This is a genomic window from Lutimaribacter degradans (genome assembly GCF_023703375.1).
GTDB lineage: Bacteria > Pseudomonadota > Alphaproteobacteria > Rhodobacterales > Rhodobacteraceae > Lutimaribacter > Lutimaribacter degradans.
This window is the reverse complement of sequence record NZ_JAMQGO010000013.1, coordinates 74,236-92,075: the sequence shown is the minus strand read 5'-3', so window position 1 is coordinate 92,075 and position 17,840 is coordinate 74,236. Positions and strand designations below refer to the sequence as shown.

The 17,840-nt window shown below is 60.4% G+C and carries 14 protein-coding genes and 2 pseudogenes; 6 read left to right on the top strand and 10 right to left on the bottom strand.

The features are described 5' to 3' along the window. A pseudogene (locus M8744_RS15780) lies at positions 1 to 172 on the top strand (IS5/IS1182 family transposase); the annotation flags it as partial. 228 nt (positions 173 to 400) lie between these two features. Here M8744_RS15780 and M8744_RS15775 read toward each other — a convergent pair. The 5 genes and pseudogenes from M8744_RS15775 to M8744_RS15760 all read right to left on the bottom strand — a co-directional run bounded on the left by M8744_RS15775 (position 401) and on the right by M8744_RS15760 (position 5,585). Continuing rightward, positions 401 to 2,515: a calcium-binding protein gene (locus tag M8744_RS15775; RefSeq protein WP_251419542.1), complete on the bottom strand. Its 2,115-nt coding sequence runs from the start codon at positions 2,513 to 2,515 to the stop codon at positions 401 to 403. Between the two features lie 91 nt (positions 2,516 to 2,606). Further along, positions 2,607 to 2,851, bottom strand: a pseudogene (locus M8744_RS17875) (hypothetical protein); the annotation flags it as partial. An 85-nt stretch (positions 2,852 to 2,936) separates the two neighbouring features. Further along, positions 2,937 to 3,377, bottom strand: a complete 441-nt coding sequence (locus M8744_RS15770) for a hypothetical protein (RefSeq protein ID WP_251419540.1) — start codon at positions 3,375 to 3,377, stop codon at positions 2,937 to 2,939. 134 nt (positions 3,378 to 3,511) lie between these two features. Next, a complete protein-coding gene (locus tag M8744_RS15765) occupies positions 3,512 to 3,835 on the bottom strand; it encodes a hypothetical protein (protein WP_251419538.1) in 324 nt (107 codons plus the stop codon). A gap of 61 nt (positions 3,836 to 3,896) precedes the next feature. Further along, positions 3,897 to 5,585: a VWA domain-containing protein gene (locus tag M8744_RS15760; protein WP_251419536.1), complete on the bottom strand. Its 1,689-nt coding sequence runs from the start codon at positions 5,583 to 5,585 to the stop codon at positions 3,897 to 3,899. A 582-nt stretch (positions 5,586 to 6,167) separates the two neighbouring features. Between M8744_RS15760 and M8744_RS15755 the strand changes: the two genes are divergently transcribed. Both M8744_RS15755 and M8744_RS15750 read left to right on the top strand, forming a co-directional pair. Beyond that, positions 6,168 to 6,920, top strand: a complete 753-nt coding sequence (locus M8744_RS15755; RefSeq protein ID WP_251419534.1) for an SDR family NAD(P)-dependent oxidoreductase — start codon at positions 6,168 to 6,170, stop codon at positions 6,918 to 6,920. A gap of 17 nt (positions 6,921 to 6,937) precedes the next feature. Beyond that, positions 6,938 to 9,589, top strand: coding sequence for a cation-translocating P-type ATPase (locus M8744_RS15750; protein WP_251419532.1), 2,652 nt, complete (start codon positions 6,938 to 6,940; stop codon positions 9,587 to 9,589). A gap of 70 nt (positions 9,590 to 9,659) precedes the next feature. On the opposite strand, the gene modC is transcribed toward M8744_RS15750, so the two are convergent. The 4 genes from modC to M8744_RS15730 all read right to left on the bottom strand — a co-directional run bounded on the left by modC (position 9,660) and on the right by M8744_RS15730 (position 12,608). After that, positions 9,660 to 10,766 (bottom strand): molybdenum ABC transporter ATP-binding protein, encoded by a 1,107-nt coding sequence (modC, locus tag M8744_RS15745; RefSeq protein WP_251419531.1) that lies wholly within the window; start codon positions 10,764 to 10,766, stop codon positions 9,660 to 9,662. A gap of 3 nt (positions 10,767 to 10,769) precedes the next feature. Next, positions 10,770 to 11,447, bottom strand: coding sequence for a molybdate ABC transporter permease subunit (gene modB / locus M8744_RS15740; RefSeq protein WP_251419529.1), 678 nt, complete (start codon positions 11,445 to 11,447; stop codon positions 10,770 to 10,772). A 1-nt stretch (position 11,448) separates the two neighbouring features. Further along, entirely contained in the window at positions 11,449 to 12,228 is a 780-nt protein-coding gene (gene modA, locus M8744_RS15735; protein WP_251419527.1) for a molybdate ABC transporter substrate-binding protein, read from the bottom strand. Positions 12,229 to 12,296: 68 nt separating this feature from the next. Next, positions 12,297 to 12,608 (bottom strand): winged helix-turn-helix domain-containing protein, encoded by a 312-nt coding sequence (locus M8744_RS15730; protein WP_434481382.1) that lies wholly within the window; start codon positions 12,606 to 12,608, stop codon positions 12,297 to 12,299. A gap of 381 nt (positions 12,609 to 12,989) precedes the next feature. On the opposite strand from M8744_RS15730, the gene M8744_RS15725 reads away from it, so the two are divergent. The 3 genes from M8744_RS15725 (at position 12,990) to M8744_RS15715 (ending at position 16,381) form a co-directional block, all read left to right on the top strand. Continuing rightward, a complete protein-coding gene (locus M8744_RS15725; protein WP_251419523.1) occupies positions 12,990 to 14,015 on the top strand; it encodes a DUF3137 domain-containing protein in 1,026 nt (341 codons plus the stop codon). Between the two features lie 396 nt (positions 14,016 to 14,411). Next, positions 14,412 to 14,990, top strand: a complete 579-nt coding sequence (locus M8744_RS15720) for a TRAP transporter small permease subunit (protein ID WP_251419520.1) — start codon at positions 14,412 to 14,414, stop codon at positions 14,988 to 14,990. After that, positions 14,990 to 16,381: a TRAP transporter large permease gene (locus tag M8744_RS15715; RefSeq protein ID WP_251419518.1), complete on the top strand. Its 1,392-nt coding sequence runs from the start codon at positions 14,990 to 14,992 to the stop codon at positions 16,379 to 16,381. The genes M8744_RS15720 and M8744_RS15715 overlap by 1 nt, the downstream gene beginning before the upstream one ends. Before the next feature lie 116 nt (positions 16,382 to 16,497). Here M8744_RS15715 and M8744_RS15710 read toward each other — a convergent pair whose 3' ends face one another. Next, entirely contained in the window at positions 16,498 to 17,592 is a 1,095-nt protein-coding gene (locus tag M8744_RS15710) for a TRAP transporter substrate-binding protein (protein WP_251419516.1), read from the bottom strand. Positions 17,593 to 17,840: the final 248 nt, after the last annotated feature.

Here is a 17,840-nt window from a genome sequence, read left to right as displayed (position 1 = left end):
GCCGAAAGCAGCGCAAGACGCCCGTGAAATACGACAAGCGACGCTACAAACGGCGCAATCGCATCGAGATCATGTTCGGCAGGCTCAAGGATTGGCGACCCGATACGACAGATGCCCAAAGGTCTTCCTCTCCGCCATCGCACTCGCGGCGCTCGTCATTTATTGGCTATGAGTCCTGAGCCTAGGACACGCGAATACAATAGCGTGCCCACCCGGCAATATAATCAAGCGTTTCGGTGTTCGGAATAAGGGACAGCCATTCTGCCCTTGTAGAGACCGGTTAGGATTGGTCCGACAACTCCCTCGCTGGTGATGTCGACTTCTTCTAGGTCCAGTTTCCAGATATTAGAAAGGGTGCCCAGCGGGCGCCCTTTGCTGTTTGTGGAGAAAGAAGCTGATCTTACAAGATCGCAATATAGTCAATGTCAAAACCAGACAGATCGCCGGTCGATTGCAACACGGCAATGGCATCACCGCCATAAAAGATGGTGACCTCATTGGCGCCACTGTCATAGCTGAATGTGGTTCTCTCCGAGGTGTCAAGCCTGTCCATAATGATGCTGTCCGTATCCATCTCAAAATCGGTCACAAGGTCGGTCTTTCCATCGGCGGCGGTAAAGATAAATGTATCCACACCGAGTCCCCCGCTCAGGCTGTCACGACCTTCGCCACCGGCCAGCGTGTCCTGCCCGGCACCGCCGCTGAGGATGTCATTGCCTGTCCCTCCCGAGATCCAGTCGTGTCCTGCCCCTCCATAGAAGCTGTCATTGCCGCCACGTCCCTCGATCGTGTCCTGGCCCCGCCCCCCATACACGGTGTCATTGGCATCAACTTCTTCTTCGCCGTCGCCATACCGGGTCGGATCATGATCATGGAAATAATCGTCGCCTTCATTGAGGAAGACGAGGTCTTGCCCGCCATCCCCGTAAACGGTGTCATTGCCCAGGCCGCCATGGATTTCATCAGCGCCGTCTCCGCCAGAAAAGTAGTCATCGCCGCCACCGCCCCAGATTGTATCGTTGCCCTCTCCGGCAAAGACCGTATCCCGGCCAAGCGCCCCCTCTTGGGCCTCATCATGGAACACGTCATCGCCATCATCGAGGGTAATGAAGTCGCGGCCATTACCGCCGCGGACCGTGTCATTGCCCGCGTCCCCATAGAGACTGTCATTTCCGTTGCCGCCCTGGATCAGATCATTACCCGTTTCGCCGAAGAGCGAGTCTTCTCCATTGCCCCCGTATAGTGACACATCTCCCAGCCCGGCATAGATCAAGTCATTTCCGGCTTGGCCGTAAAAGAAGTCATTGCCGCCGCCGCCATAGATCGTGTCATTGCCAAAACCGGCAAAGACCGTGTCCTGACCGTGCTCGCCCCCCTGTTCGGTGCCACGGAAGGCATCATCTCCATGATTGAGGTAGATCAGATCGCGCCCGGCGCCGCCCTCGACAGTATCGTTGCCTCCCCCGGCATGCACCGTGTCATATTGGTTGCCGCCATAGATCAGGTCATTGCCCAAACGCCCATGGATCAGGTCATTGCCATTGTCCCCATGGAAAACATCATCGCCATTGCCGCCTTGGATCGTATCATCCCCAACGCCGGCAAAGACCGTGTCTTGACCATGCTCTCCGCCTTGGGCGTTGTCATGGAATACGTCGTTGCCTTGATTAAGGTAGATCAGATCGCGCCCGTCACCGCCCTCGACAGTATCGTTGCCTCCCCCGGCATGCACCGTGTCATATTGGTTGCCGCCATAGATCAGGTCATTGCCCAAACGCCCATGGATCAGGTCATTGCCATTGTCCCCATGGAAAACATCATCGCCATTGCCGCCTTGGATCGTATCATCCCCAACGCCGGCAAAGACCGTGTCCTGACCGTGCTCTCCGCCTTGGGCGTTGTCATGGAATACGTCGTTGCCTTGATTAAGGTAGACCAGATCGCGCCCGTCACCGCCGTAAACCGTGTCATCCCCATCGCCTGCATAAATAGTATCGTACTGGCTGCCGCCACGGATCATATCATTGCGGCTTCCGCCCAACAGCAGATCGCTAAAACTGCTCCCGTTGATGGTGATCGGTTGGGTCAGCTGGTTCACGATCTGTACGTTCAGCAACTCGTCCATATCCAGCCCTGCGCCGCTCGCCGTCGCTTCAAAGGTAATTGCTCCGCTGCTGCTGAACACTTGGGCCAAGTGGCGCATGTTACCTGCGCTGACCGCATCCAGCGCCTGCACAAAGGCTACAAGCCCCCAGCTTATATCGGACACAGAACCTTGGACACGGCCCTCGCCGTCCGTGATCTCGATACCGGTGAGCGTACCGCTGGTCGGTTCGTCATTGTCAAAGCGAAAGCCGGTCCCGGTGAGCGTGACAGTATAGCCTGTTGAGGGATTGGTCGCGACCGCCCGGGTGCTGCTGCTTGAGATCATCTCAAGATCGACTTCGTCGAAATAGTTAAAGAAAGCATTTCCCAGAAAGCTGGTGTCTGTACCAACAAGCGTGAACGTTGTCATTTTGGCTTTTCCTACATGGTTATCGAACCCCGGCGAGAGGCTGTGCGGAATTGTCACATTCCGGAAGGTAGTATGGCTGCTTCCAGAACAGCTACGGCTTGATTTTGTGCCAGTCTTTTATCGCCTGCAAGGGCGATTTCGGCGGGGACAGGGGGTGCTCGATGCTCAATTCGGTGCAGAGCGCGTCGGCTCGTGCTCAACAGTCGCAGCTCGCTTGCGCAGGCCGAACAGGCGATCCGTGAACTCCTTGCCGTTATCGGTGAGAATGGTAGGAAGCCGGATCGAGCAGACGCGCTCCCGGTCGCGTAGAAAGCGCCGCGCATTAGCCGCGGTCTTGGCCTTAGGTGTTCAGTCCCGGCATCACGAGTGATTCATTGGCCGAATAGGCAAAGGAGGCGCTACCCGATAGGGGATGGAACAGCTACCCCATGCCCCTGATCAATTCACCTTGCCGTGCCTGCGAGACGGGGCAATAGGCACTTAGCGTAGTGGCGATGTTTTCGTGGCCAAGGTTCATCGACCATGCCTTGAACTGTTTTGGCGTCTTGCAGTGATCATTTGCCAGCAGGCCCAGCGTCCTGCGGAAACTGTGCGGGGCAAATGGGGGCAAGCCAGCGTTGGTAAATGAGTCCTTTATCACAGTGCGCAGCTTGCCCGCGTTGCTGTAGATGTCCCGCGACAGGCCCAGCGCGGCAAACGCGCCGTCTTTCAGCCCCATCGTCGGCTTGAGGAACAGAGCGTCACTCGGGACGAACAGTTCATCTTGGCGAAGATAGTTCCCCCATGCACTGAAAGTTTGCAGATAGGCGCCATCGACCGGGAAAAACCATGTGGTGAAGCTTTTGGCGCACTTGGTCTTCACGTCGCGGGCATCCCCTCCGCCATCATTCGCTTGGCACGAACTGAAAAGGCGCCAGAGATAGACGAATCTCCGGCGCCAGTTTTACAGATTTGTTCATGCGCAAAATTTTCAGGTCAGCGCACCGATCACGTAGTTTATCGCATGGACGCCCGCATTTTTTTCTGCATTTGCCGCGCACGGTCCGGGGCGATTTCAAGGATGCGGCCGACCATTGCGGGATCGGCCGATACCAGGTCGCCGGCTGTAACGATTCCTTGCCCCTTGAACTGGCGCAGGCGCATGGGCGTGAAGGTGTCGCCCGGGATTTCACGCAACCCGGTATCGGGTGTGAAAGCATCGCCCGGAATGAAGGTATCCCCCGGAATTGCTTTCTTGTCTTGTGCTGTCAGCGCGTCGGGAGATGCGCCTATTGCCAGCAGTGTCACGATCGCGATGGCAAGCGAAGTGTGAAAGGTCATTTGTCCTCCTTTTTTGCTTCAGGACGGTGGTTGATTTGCAGCCGGCCCCGCGGGGCCGGCATCATTCGGCCACCACGAATGGCTGTTCGACCAACAGGCGCTGGTCGTCCCCGGCGTGATAGCGCAACAGGTAGCGGCCCGGTGTCTCGGGCGCGGTGCGGGTGATCGTGCCTTCGTCACCGTCGACAGAATTCTTCATCCGCTGATATCGCGATACGATCTCATCCGGCGCGCGGTCCTCCGAGACGATGACGACATGGCCCGAGATTCCCCCGTTGATCGAAACCTCGAACTCGGCCTCGGGGCGCACCTGGTCCGGTGCCTGCATGCGTGTTTCGGCAGGCAGAACGGTCAGCGCGCTGCGTGCCGCGATGCTGTTGTCGCGGGCAAGGTGATAGCGAAGCTCATACTCTCCGGGGTCGGACGGTGCGGTAAATTCTTGCGTGCCATCACCGCCCACGCGGTTGCCCATGCGTTGGTAGCGGCTGGTCTCTTCCGGGCTGCCTTCGCGCGCGATGAGCAGGTAATCCTTTTCGCTGTCCGCCTTCGCGACCGTGGCTTCGAAAGCCGTACCCGCCGTAACCTCGGAGGGCGCGGTCAACTCCACCTCGACCTTGGGCGCCGAAAACGCCACATCAATGCGCGGATCGTCCTTTAGGGAGGCACTGACCGAGGTCGCGCCGGTCATGAGCCCGGCAGATCCTTCGATGCGATAGTCACCCGGAGGCAACAGAAGGGGGAAATACCCGCCCTCTTCGTTCATGCCCTCGACCGCGTCTTCGGTTTCGACATTGAGGGCCTGCCACTCGACCCCTTGCAGGGGTTCGCCGGTCTCGTCATTCCGGGCGCGCAGGTAAAGGGTTGCTTGGGTCTTTTCCATCAGGATCTCGACCGGCGGCGCATCGCGTTCGGGCACGGTGAAACGGGCGTCGCCCGCAAACCCGGGTGCGGTGACGTCGGCGACGTAATCGCCCGGCATCAGGTCGAGCGCGATTCGGCCGTTGTCCTGCCCCGAGAAAACAGCCCCGCCGCTGCCGTCAGCAACCTTCCAAGTCGCGCCGGACAAGGTCTTGTCATTGCGCGCGTCGACCGCTGTCAGGGTTACGTCCTGTGCCACAGGTGCGACCTCGGCCACTTCGTTAAGTGCGGCGGCAAGCTCAGCCCCGGATTGGGCGGTGAAAAGCTGCCCGCCGGTCTGTTCGGGGACACAGGAAAGTGTCTGTACCGCCTCGGCCTCCAGCGCGAACCCCACGACATGGGCGCGCAGGTCAATTCCTTCGGCGGCAAACTCCGCCGCTAGCGCGCAAGGGTCGCCGCCGCAATTTTCGAGCCCGTCGGTGATAAGGATGATATCGGCGGATTCGGCCGTGCGTGGCAGCAACTGTCGCGCGCGGGCCATCGCGTCGGTCAGCGGTGTCTTGCCGCGCGGGTTAAGCGCGCCAATCGTCGCCGCGAGGTCGCCGCCGGCATGTTGCCCTACGGGCAGAACCGTTTCGATATCGCCGCAATCTCCTCGCCGGGTGTGGCCATAGCTTACCACGCCGATAGGGATGTCCGCGTCTCGCTCGGCCGCGAAGTCAGCGATCACGTCGCGGGCAACCTCTATTCGGGTTTCGCCGTCTTCAAGCTGTGCCCACATCGAACCAGAAGCGTCAAACACGATAACGCTTGCGGCCTCGGCATGGGATTGGGTCACAAGCATGGCCGAGATGAAAGCGGTTGCCAGGGCTGTACTTAGTGGTTTTGCCATTTTCATGTCCTCGTCTTGTCACGCTGTGAATGTGTCTTGCACCTGTTCTGGCGGTCGATAGTTGCGGGGTATCTGGCACCTGTGCCGAACATGGTGGCGTGGGGTCGGCCGGTTGAAGACCCGCACGGCGAGACCGTCGTGCAGCGGGGCGACCGCCATCAGCGGGCCGGCCAGGGCCGTGCCCAAGGTCGCAACCGGCCGAAACAGGATGAGGGGCGCGGTCCCGGCCATCATCGTCTTGGCTTGTCGCTCGGAAAGATCGCACATTCTTGCAGCTCTCCCTGAATCGGTCGCACTGCTTGACAGGTAATCCGGTGTGCGGTGCCCTGTCCCCGTCCAGATGAAGGGGACGGGTTTTGTACGCCATGGGTCAAGACCGGGGCGTCCGCCCGGATGGCAAGGTCGCTTTGCTGCAATCAACCGCCCCCTAGGTAAAGAGGTGGAATGAACCTTGCATGCGTTGATCGCAGGTGAATTTCTTTTTCCAAGTTTGCGCCATCGCAAACACTTTGTCGCGCAAGTCAGGCATCAAGGAGACAGGGATTCGTTTCACAACACATTCGATAAAAGGAGATCACTGCTATGTATGACTTCACGGGGAAAACGGCCGTTGTTACCGGGGCTGCGTCGGGAATCGGCGCGGTCATTGCGCATGAATTGGCCGCAAGCGGTGCGACCGTCATCGTCTCTGATTTGCAAGCCGAGGGATGCGACCAGACAGTCACCGCCATCATGGACAAGGGCGGCAAGGCGTTGGCTTTCGCCGCGGATGTGTCCGACCCGTCTTCGATGGAGGCGCTTGTTGCCTTTGCCGAGGCCGAAACGGGCGCGCTGCACCTGGCGGTGAACAATGCCGGGATTGGTGGTGCGCAGGCACCGGTGGGTGAATACCCGCTCGAGGCTTGGCAGCAGGTCATGGATGTGAACCTCAACGGTGTTTTCTACGCCATGCGGTACCAGATCCCCGCGATGGAGCGCGCCGGTGGAGGCGCGATAGTCAACATGGCGTCGATCCTTGGCAGCGTCGGGTTTGCGAATTCCTCGGCCTACGTGGCGAGCAAACACGCCATCGTGGGCCTGACCAAGACCGCCGCAATCGAATACGCGCAAAAAAGTGTTCGCATCAACGCGGTCGGCCCCGGGTTCGTCGAGACGCCGCTTTTGACGAAGAACCTTAGCCAGGACATGCTTGACGGGCTGGCCGGGCTGCACCCGATGGGGCGTATCGGCAAGCCCGAGGAAGTCTCGGCGCTGACATGTTTCCTGCTGTCCGATCGTGCCAGCTTCATCACTGGCAGCTATCACCTGGTTGACGGTGGCTATACCTCGCCGTGACTTTGGTGGAAGGCGACATGCGCAAGAATGAATGCCCTTGGGCAGAGTCCGCTGACGTGGTTTTGCGAAACCTCGGCTCCAGTCCCAATGGGTTGGAGCCGGACCGGGCGGCCTTGCTTCTGGACGAACACGGGCACAACCGCCTGCCAGAAGTCCGGCGCGCCGGGCCGCTGACGCGCTTGGCGCGACAATTCAACAACCTGTTGATCCTTGTGCTGATCGCGGCAGCCATCATCACGGGGCTTCTGGGCCACTGGATCGATACGGGCGTTATCCTGGCTGTCGTCGCGATCAACGCGCTGATCGGTTACGTGCAGGAAGGTCGCGCCGAAGCTGCCCTGGATTGTCTACGCAACATGCTTGCGCCGCGCGCCAACGTCATTCGGGCTGGTGAGCGCATGGCGATTCCCGGTACCGAACTCGTCCCCGGTGACATCGTCGTGCTGGAGGCCGGCGACAAGGTGCCCGCCGACCTGCGCCTGATTGACGTGGCGGGCCTGCGCGTTGAGGAAGCCATGCTGACAGGGGAATCCGTGCCTGTGCGCAAGGTGAGCCAGCCGGTGGAGGCAGACGCCTCACTCGGCGACCGCCGCGCGATGGCGTTCAGCGGTACGATGGTGACCGAGGGCACGGGGCTTGGCGTTGTCACAGCGACGGGGCAGGAAACGGAAATAGGGCGCATCAGCACCATGATGGCCGAGGTCCAGGCCATCAAGACCCCCCTGATCACCCAGATGGAGGTCTTTGCGCGGTATCTGACGGGTTTCGTCTTGGCGGTTGCCACGGGCATACTGGGTTTCACCGTCGTCCTGCGCGAAACGCCGTTTGCCGAGGCTTTCATGATCGTGGTGGGCCTGTTCGTTGCAGCCATCCCCGAGGGGTTGCCCGCGGTCTTGACGGTGACGCTGGCCATCGGCGTTCAATCCATGGCGCGGCGTAATGCGATTGTCCGGCGTTTGCCGATTATCGAAACCCTTGGTGCGGTCTCGACCATCTGTTCGGACAAGACCGGCACGCTGACCCGCAACGAAATGATGCTGGCCAGTGCTGTGACATTTGGCGGCACCGCGCGCGTGGCGGGGCGAGGGTATGCGCCGGAGGGTGCCGTTGAAGGGGGGAACCGCGCCGCACTTGATGCGATGGCGCAGGTTTCGGCGTTGTGCAACAGCGCGGCCTTGGTGCGCGATGACAAGGGCTGGCGGGTGGAGGGCGACCCGATGGAGGGCGCGCTCCTGGCTTTCGCCGGCAAGCTTGGCGTGCCGGTCGCGGATCGCGCCAGCGCCGATTCCACGATTCCCTTCGATGCGCGCTATCGCTACATGGCAGTGTTGCATGACGGAGTGGTGCGGCTGAAAGGGGCGCCCGAGCAGGTGATCTCGCATTGTAACACGCAGATGGGCCCCGATGGGCCAGAGCCGCTGGACCGCGCATTCTGGGATCGTGCGGGCGCTGACATTGCAGCGCAAGGGCAACGTGTTCTGGCTTTGGCGCAGATGCCATATACCGGGGCCGATCTGAACCATGACACGCTTGCTCATGGCTTGACCTTGCTGGGCCTTGTCGGGCTGATCGACCCGCCGCGTGACGAGGCAATCGCGGCCGTGGCCGAATGCCATGAGGCCGGGATTTCGGTCAAGATGATCACGGGCGATCACGCGGGAACCGCAGCAGCCATCGGGCGTCAGATAGGGTTGCGCCTGACGGATCATCCCCTGACCGGGGCCGAGATCGACCAGATGGACGATGCAGCGCTTGAGGCCGCGATCCGCCGTACCGACATTTTTGCCCGTACCAGCCCCGAGCATAAGCTGCGCCTGGTGCAGGCGCTTCAGGCGCGTGGTCAGGTCGTGGCCATGACAGGCGATGGCGTGAACGATGCGCCGGCGCTCAAACGCGCAGATGCGGGCATTGCCATGGGGCTGAAAGGCTCCGAAGCCGCGCGAGAGGCTGCGGATTTCGTGCTGGCGGATGACAATTTCGCCTCGATCGCCGAAGCGGTAAAGCAAGGTCGCACGGTCTATGCCAACCTGAAGAAGGTGATCACCTTCTTGTTGCCGGTTAACGGGGGCGAATCCATTTCGCTGATCATCGCGATACTGTTCGGTTTGTTGTTGCCCATTTCGCCCTTGCAGATCCTTTGGGTGAACATGATCAGCTCGGTCGCCCTTGCGATGTCGCTTGCGTTCGAGCGGCCAGAGGCCACGATCATGAACCAACCGCCGCGCCGGGCCGATGCCCCCATCTTGTCGCGATTCATCTTGTGGCGGGTGCTCATCGTTTCTGTTTTGTTTGCCATCGGTATTTTTGGTCAGTTCGCACTGGCGCAGGCGCAGGGTGCGGGCCTGGACGAAGCCCGGACGATGGCAGTCAACACGTTGGTCGCGATGGAAGTATTTTACCTTTTCTCGGTGCGCTACCGGCATGGGTGGTCATTGACGTGGCAAGGCGTCAAGGGCACGCCGGCCGTTCTGGTGGCCGTCGCACTGGTGGCCGCGCTTCAAGCGATCTTTACCTACCTGCCTGTCATGCAATCTTTGTTCGGCACTGTCGCACTTGCACCCTGGCAACTGGCCCAATGCGCGGCCGCGGGGGTTTTGCTGATGGTTCTGCTCGAATTTGACAAGCACGCGGCCAGAGGATGGAAGCGATTGTCTTCGGCAAGCCCGTAACCGTTTTTGCGCTTGGGCGGCGGGGCGCGTCGCCCTTCCGCAATTCCGCAGGGACGCGGCCGGTGGGCGATCAGGCTTTGCGTTTCTCGCGGGGCAGGGCCTGGCGGTCAAACGACACGGCCTTGACCAATGCGACGACGGTCTGCCCCTTGCGCAACCCAAGGTCTGCAATGGCGGCGCGAGTGACGCGCGCCCGCAGGTGTTGGCCCGCCACGTCAAGCAATACCTCGGCGAAGGCGGTTGTTGGCTCGCTCTCAATGCCCAGCACACGGACATCCAGAATATTGCGGATGCTCATGCCCTCGGGGCGCGCCAGTGCAAGGGAAACATCACGCGCCCGCACCCGAAGCCGCACCTCCTCTCCTGCGGCCAGACCGATTTGCGGAACCTCGAAATGGGCGCCGCCCAGGTCGACACGGCTGAGATGCAGCGCCTTGTCTTGCGCGACGATGCGCCCGGTCAGAACCGTGCCTGCCTCGAACCGCCCCTGGACATCGGCAAGATCGAGCCGTTCGAGCGTTTCGGCAACGCCGCCCGTCGCGGCCAAGCGTCCTTCGGACAAGGCCACGATCCGATCACAAAGCTGGGTGACCTCTTCCAAAGCATGGGTGACGTAGATCACGGGCACGCCGAAGGCGTTTGGCAAGCGGCGGATATAGGGCATGATCTCACCCTTGCGGCGGGTGTCGAGCGCGGCAAGAGGTTCGTCCATCAGCAACAGCCTTGGTCGCGCCAGAAGTGTCCGGCCGATGGCGACTCGTTGTTTCTCGCCGCCTGAAAGCCGGGGGGCACGACGGTTGAGCAGCGGCGCAAGGTCGAGCACGTCGATCACATCATCGAAGGAATACCGCGTCGGAAGATCGGCCGCGCGCTTGTGGGCATACTCCAGGTTGCCGCGCACGGTCAGGTGCGGGAATAGCCGCGCGTCCTGGAACACGTAGCCCACGCCACGGCGATGCGGCGGAAGGAAGGACTGTTCCCCCAGCCAGAGCTCGTCTCCAAAAGAGATGCGCCCGGATGCGGTGCGCTCGAACCCGGCAATGACGCGAAGAAGGGTGGATTTGCCGCAGCCCGAGGGGCCGAACAGCGCGGTGATGCCCTGCCCGGGAAAGGTGTGTGACACATCAAGCGAAAACTCCGGGTAGGTAACGCGCACATCGGTGGTCAGGTCGGTCATGGTCTACCCCACGTGAACCGGGAATCGTCGATTGAAGGTGTAGACCGCCAACAGAACCGAGAACGAAAACACCAGCAGGATCGCCGCAAGGCTGTGGGCTGCGGCATAGTTGATCGTTTCAACCTCTTCGTAGATCTGGATCGAGACAACCTTGGTTCGGCCGGGAATGTTGCCGCCCACCATCAAAACCACGCCAAACTCGCCGATCGTATGGGCGAAGGTCAGAACGGTGGCCGTCAGATAGCCGCGCAGAGCCATTGGCGCCGCTACGCTGAAGAAAGCATCGCGCGGCGAGGCCCTGAGCGAGGCTGCGGCTTCAAGCGGTGCACGCCCGACGCCCTCGAACGCGCCCTGCAAAGGCTGCACCATGAAGGGCAGGGAATATAGTGCCGAAGCGACGATCAGCCCGGTGAACGAGAATGTCAGCGTCGTGCCGGTCGCCGCCAGCCAAAAGCCGCCGAAGGCCGAGTTGGGGCTGAGAAACACCAGCAGGTAGAAACCCAGCACCGTTGGCGGCAGCACCAGCGGCAAGGCTGTTACCGCTTCGACGACAGATTTCAGACGCGACCGCGTGAAGGCCAGCCACCAGGCAATCGGCGTGCCGATGACCAGCAGGATCAGGGTGGTGACCGCCGCCAGCCGGATCGTCAACCAGAGCGGTCCGAGATCGGGTAGTTCCATTTCAGTTGTCCGTGCCGTATCCGAAGCGGTCAATTACTGCGGTAGCCTCGGGTGTGCGCAGAAAGTCAAGAAATGCACGCGCCGCTTCGTTATCGGCGCCGGGGTTGAGCAGAACCGCGTTCTGCCGAATCGGTGTGAACAGGTCTTGCGGAATGTCCCAGTGGCTGCCCTTGGCCTCGGCCCGTGGGCTCAGAACGGCGGAAAGCGCGACGAATCCGATCTCGGCGGCGCCGCTGGCTACCATGGAATTGGTCTGCCCGATATTCTGGCCCATGACGATCTTGGGCTGCAATGGCGCCCACAGACCGAGCGAGGTCAACGCCTCGCGCGCGGCCACGCCGTAGGGTGCAAGGTTTGGGTTGGCGATAGCCACGAAACGCAGGTCGGGGTTTTCCAAGGCCGCGCGACCATTGTCACCAATGCGATCCGGGTCCGCGCTCCAAAGTGCCAGACGACCCACCGCATAGGTGAATTCGGTTCCCGAAATCGCGTTGCCGTCTTCCAGAAGGCGGGTGGGTGTTGCCGTGTCAGCCGATAACAACAGGTCGAACGGCGCGCCGGCCCCGATCTGGGCATAGAGTTTGCCGGTCGAGCCGGTCGTCAGTTCAACATCATGACCAGTGGCCTTGCGAAACGCGGGCAAAAGCGCCTCGGCGGTTTCGGCAAAATTGGCCGCGACGGCGGCCAGCGCGGTTTCGGCGCGCGCGGCTGCCGGGTTGGCAAGCAGGGAAGCGGAGACCAGCATGGCCAGCATCGCGCGGCGGGGCAGGATGTTCGGCATCGGAAAAGATTCTCCCTTGGATATGTTTTGCAGAACATATCCCAACAGAGTCCACGCTGCGTCAAGCGTTATTTTTCCTCGGGAATATCCCTGAGCCGAAATTGCAATGCTGCAAGGCGCGCGGCGCCCCCACTGGCCGCGTCTGTTTCGAAGGCGCGATAGAGCGACAGAACCTCTCGCCCCAAATCCGTCAACACGGCGCCGCCGCCACCGGGGCCGCCGCGCGTGCTTTCTACCAACGGGTCGCGGAACATCGCGTTCAGCGTTCCGATCAATTCCCAGGCGCGTTTGTAACTCATGCCCATCTCGCGGCCGGCCGCGGCAATCGATCCGTGGCGGTCGATCCCTTCAAGAAGGTCGGCTTTGCCAGGCCCCAACATCTCGTCTTTGCCAAAGACGATCCTTATGCGTAGCCTGGGATTGAGGGGGCGTTGTGGTCGTGACTGCATATCGGTAGATTTGCCGGAATTGCCGCATCGCCGCAAGCAAGAGCGGACAAGGGGCGAGATCGGATTGCGTGATTGCAGCGAACCTGCCCCCCCAATCGTCGCTGGTCAGAGTTTTCGAAGATATTTGATCCAGCGGCTTGATGGTGCCATCAATCGTCTGGAATGGATGTTTCGCAACGTCGAATATCCGAGGCGGGCGATGCTCCGATGCCGGACCGGCACGCGCCACCCGCCGGCGCGCCAAGCGAACCGAACACGAAGGTTGGCCTGTCCTCGGCATCGACGGGTGGCCCCACATCATCTGGAGGAGACATGACCACATTTACCGAACGCAGCCCCATCGAAGCCGGTTTTTCCGAGATATTCGATGTGCGCATTGCCCCGCGCCTGTCCACGCTGGAAGAAGAGCGACAGGCCATTCTGGCCGTTGCCCGTCGCCACGTTGCGATCGCCCTTGTATCCGGCGCGGCCGTTGGGCTGCTGTTCGTCTTGTCCGGATCCGGCTCGGGCGGGCTGGGCGGTATGCTTGCGGCATTCGGTATCCCCGTTGCCTTTGGCGCGGTCGCAGCCCTGCTGTTGTGGAAACGACAGGCAAAGAAATGGAGCGGGTCAGCCGCCAAGGAGGTGATGCCCGTGGTCTGCGACTTCCTGGGGGATTTGACCTTTGATCGCGACGCAGTCAAAGGGTTTCCGCTGGAACGTATGCAAAAGCTGGGCGTGATCCGCCGTTTCAGCCGGGCAGAGGTCAGCGACCGGCTGGAAGGAACGTATCGCGATGTGCCTTTTGAAATCGTCGAGGCAGAGTTGATCAACGACAAGAGCAAAAGCACCACCAACAGTGACGACAACCGAAGCGACAGCGGGCCGCGGACCCAGTTCAAGGGCCTTTTGATGCGTATCGGTGTGCCCGATCCGATACCCGCGCGCATCCTGATTGCCCGCGACTACGGGCCGGGCAACAAGCTGATGAGAATGTTCGGTGGCGTCGGACGCGATTTGCCGAAGGTCGAGACCGGGCATGACACTTTCGAGAAATCATTCGAAGTTCATTCGGACAGCCCCGAGACAGCGCGTCAGGTGCTGGCGCCCGAGTTTCTGGACAGTTTCATGGCAATTGCCGAGGCCGAAACCGGGCGGCGTGGCGCAAAGGGGCTGGAGGCCGGGTTCCACGACGAGGCGTTCTTCATGGCGCTGGAACGCGATTCCGATTTTCTCGCGCTGGGCAAGCTTTCCGCGCCTGCCGACGAGATCGAGGAGGAATTGCACGGTGTCTTTGACGATATCGCCACCGCCCGCCGCATCGTCGACCGGCTTCATGGCGACCACCCAGATCGTTGAGCGCAAGACCGAGAAAACGCATGAACAGCCCGCAGGTCGCGGCGAATGCTCGTAAAGCCCCATGCGCATGGATGATCGACGTTCGGGCAAAAAGACAGCGCACTTGGGCCGCCAACCCCGATGGCCAATACGGCCTTTTTTAGGGGAGCTGGTCGCCCGCCCGCCGCTTTCAGGGGCAGAAACATTTTACCCTGGTCAACGCGTGTGAATGCTGCTCGCGTCTCGGCATCCCCGGGCACTTTCCTGTCGCGGTGCTATCGCGGTTCTTGTGGGGCGCGGCAATTCGGCCGCATGGATTTGCAAGCGCAATGGCTGTCAAGAGCTTGACATTCCGGCGCCACGCTTCGATTGACTTCGGCGTGAACTTCAAGACAGGCACGGGAGGGGGCAGTCAGGATGCAATTTCTTGCGGCAATTGCCAAAATCATCTGTGCGGTGAACACCGTCATTGGCAAGGTATTCGCATGGCTGGCGCTTGCCATGGTCATCGTGTGCTTTACCGTGGTTGTTCAGCGGTACATTTTCGCGATCAGCTTTGTGTGGATGCAAGACCTCTATATCTGGCTGAATGGCGCGATGTTTACCGCCATAGCGGGTTACGCCCTGCTGCGTGACGACCATGTGCGCGTTGACATTTTCTATCGACCGGCAAGCATGAAGCGCCGCGCCCTGACCGACCTTGTCGGCGTCGTCCTGTTCCTGCTTCCGTTCTGCTGGGTGGTCTATCGGTACTCGATACCTTTCGTGCTCCGTGCCTGGAGCTACCAGGAAGGCTCGGCCAATGTCGGCGGGATGCCGGGCCTGTTCATTTTGAAGTCCTTTATCATAATGTTTGCCATTCTGATCGCGCTGCAAGGAATTGCCATGGCGATCCGGTCGGTGCTGGTTCTGAGCGGCAATACGCATCTCGTCCCCGAGTCGATCAGGTACAATCCTGACCGGATTTTGAACGACCAGCCCAAGGGAGCCGTCTGATGGATCCGGTGTTGATTGGCGAAGTCCTTTCGGGGCTGATGTTTTTCGGTGTGATCGGTTTTTTGCTCATGGGGTTCCCCGTGGCGTTTACCCTGGCAGGGGTTTCGCTGCTTTTTGCGGCTGTCGGTATGGGGTTTGGGGTTTTCGACCCGTCGAATTTCGGCTCGCTTCCCAACCGTTATATCGGGTTCATGACCAACGAGGTGCTGGTCGCCGTGCCGCTTTTCATCTTCATGGGCGTCACGCTTGAACGGAGCCAAATTGCCGAGCAGTTGCTGCTGACCATGGGTAAACTGTTCGGCAACATGCGAGGCGGGCTTGGCATTTCCGTTGTGCTGGTCGGTGCGATGCTGGCCGCCTCGACCGGGGTTGTCGGGGCAACGGTTGTGACTATGGGGCTGATCTCGCTCCCGGCGATGTTGCGCGCAGGCTATGACCCCAAGCTTGCGACTGGCGTGATCTGCGCCAGCGGAACACTGGGCCAGATCATCCCGCCTTCAACCGTTCTGATTTTCATGGGCGACATGCTTTCGGGCATCAACAGCCAGGTCCAGATGGCAAAGGGCAACTTTGCGCCCACGCCTGTTTCGGTGGGCGATCTCTTTGCCGGGGCATTGTTGCCGGGGTTGCTGCTGGTTTCCCTTTACCTCGTCTTCATCATGTTCAAGGCCGTGACCGCCCCCGCCTCGTGCCCGGCGACGCCTGTCCCTGCCGAAGAAAAGGCTGAACTGTTGCGCGAGGTTTTCGTCGCGTTGATACCGCCGTTGCTGCTGATCATGGCTGTGCTCGGGTCGATCCTGGGTGGCATAGCCACACCAACCGAGGCGGCATCTGTCGGGGCGGTTGGCGCCATGGTTCTGGCGGGGCTGCGCCGCCGCCTGTCCTTCGCGGTCTTGCAGCAAACGATGATCGCGACGGCGACGATCACCTCGATGGTTTTTGTTATTTTGCTGGGCGCGTCGGTTTTCTCGATCGTGTTCCGCATGATGGGCGGGGACACTCTCGTTCATGAATTCCTGAGCAATCTGCCCGGCGGCACTCTGGCCGCGGTGGCGGTGGTGATGGCGATCATGTTCTTGTTGGGCTTCATCCTCGACACGTTCGAGATCATCTTCATCGTGATACCGATCACCGCGCCAGTGCTTTTGGCGCTGGATGTTGATCCGGTCTGGCTGGGCGTGTTGGTCGGTCTGAATCTCCAGACCTCGTTCTTGACCCCACCGTTCGGTTTTGCGCTCTTCTACCTGCGTGGTGTGGCGCCGCCCGACCTGCCGACCAGTGCGATCTACAAGGGGATTCTGCCGTTCGTGGTGCTGCAGATCATAGCGATTTCGATCCTGTTCATTTTCCCGCAGATCGTGACCTACCTGCCACGTCTGATCGCGGGCTGAATGTAATCCGTGCCAAGCGCGCCTGTCGCGCAGGGGCGAGAGAGAAAATCGCGTCGCAAATAAAAAAGGCTCGGTGTCACCACACCGAGCCTTTCTTCGTTTCGTTGGTGCTGCATTCAGTAACGCAGATACTTTTCACGGGCCATGACATAGGGCGCGTCGATCTTTTCGGTCCGCTCGCGCACGAGGTTAAGCGCCTCGATGAAGCTTTCGGTCGTTTTCTTCACGAGAGGATCGTCACTGGCACGCAGTTCCTCGACCACTTCCACCGACGCTTTTGCGCCTGCTTCCATGATATCATCAGGGAAGTTGCGCACGATCACATCGTGGTCTTCGACCAGCGTTTTCAGTGCCCGCGGATCGTTGGCAACGAAGTCGGCGGCGACCTGATCGTATTCCGCCTGGGACACGTCGCGGATGATTGCCTGAAGGTCGTCGGGCAGTTCCTGGTACTTCTTCTTGTCGACCACCAGTTCGGTCGCAAGGCCGGATTCCACGAAGGAAGGCATGTAGTAGTTCTTGGCCACCTGGTGGAACCCAAGCGCCAGGTCGTTGTACGGGCCAACGAATTCTGCCGCGTCCAGAGTACCCGATTGCAGTGCCTGGAAAATCTCGCCCGCGGCCATGTTGGTGACGGTTGCGCCCAGCTTTTCCCAGACACGGCCGCCAAGACCCGGCGTGCGGAACCGAACGCCCTTGATATCGTCAAGACCTGTCAGCTCTTCGCGGAACCAGCCACCAGTCTGCGTGCCGGTATTGCCGGACAAGAAGCCCTGAACGCCGAACTGGTCGTAGATTTCGTCCCAGATTTCCTGGCCACCCAGGTAGCGGACCCAGGCGGTCAGCTCGGGGGTGGTCATGCCATAGGGCACGCCGGTAAAGAACGACAGTGCCGGCGATTTGTTCTGCCAGTAATACGCTGCGCCATGGCTCATCTCGGCTGTGCCATCGATCACGGCATCCAGGGATTGCAGCGGCGGAACCATTTCGCCCGCGGAAAAGACCTGGACGGTCAACCGGCCACCCGAGGCCGCGGTGATACGGTCGGCCAAGCGTTGTGCGCCAACCCCTAATCCAGGGAAATTCTTGGGCCATGTGGTGACCATGCGCCACGTGATATTGCCCTGTGCGACAGCAGGTGCTGCAAGGGTCGTTGCCGCGGCACCGGCCCCCATGACACCAGCTTTTCGAATGAAAGAACGACGATCCATTATATTCCTCCCAAGATTTCAGACGTTTCAGACGTTTCAGACGTTTGAAGACACCTGTGCCAAACAAAAAGAGTTGGCTCGATGCACAGATAATCCTCCACTGAAAGAAATGTCCATGGCTTGCAAGGGATTTGAGTGTCGGATCCTGCTCAGTTTGGCGCCTTATCCCACTTGACCTTGCATGAATGTAGACGTTCCGTTGCCGTCGGGCGCAGAAGAAGAATGGCCCACGGTGTTCTGGAAATTGG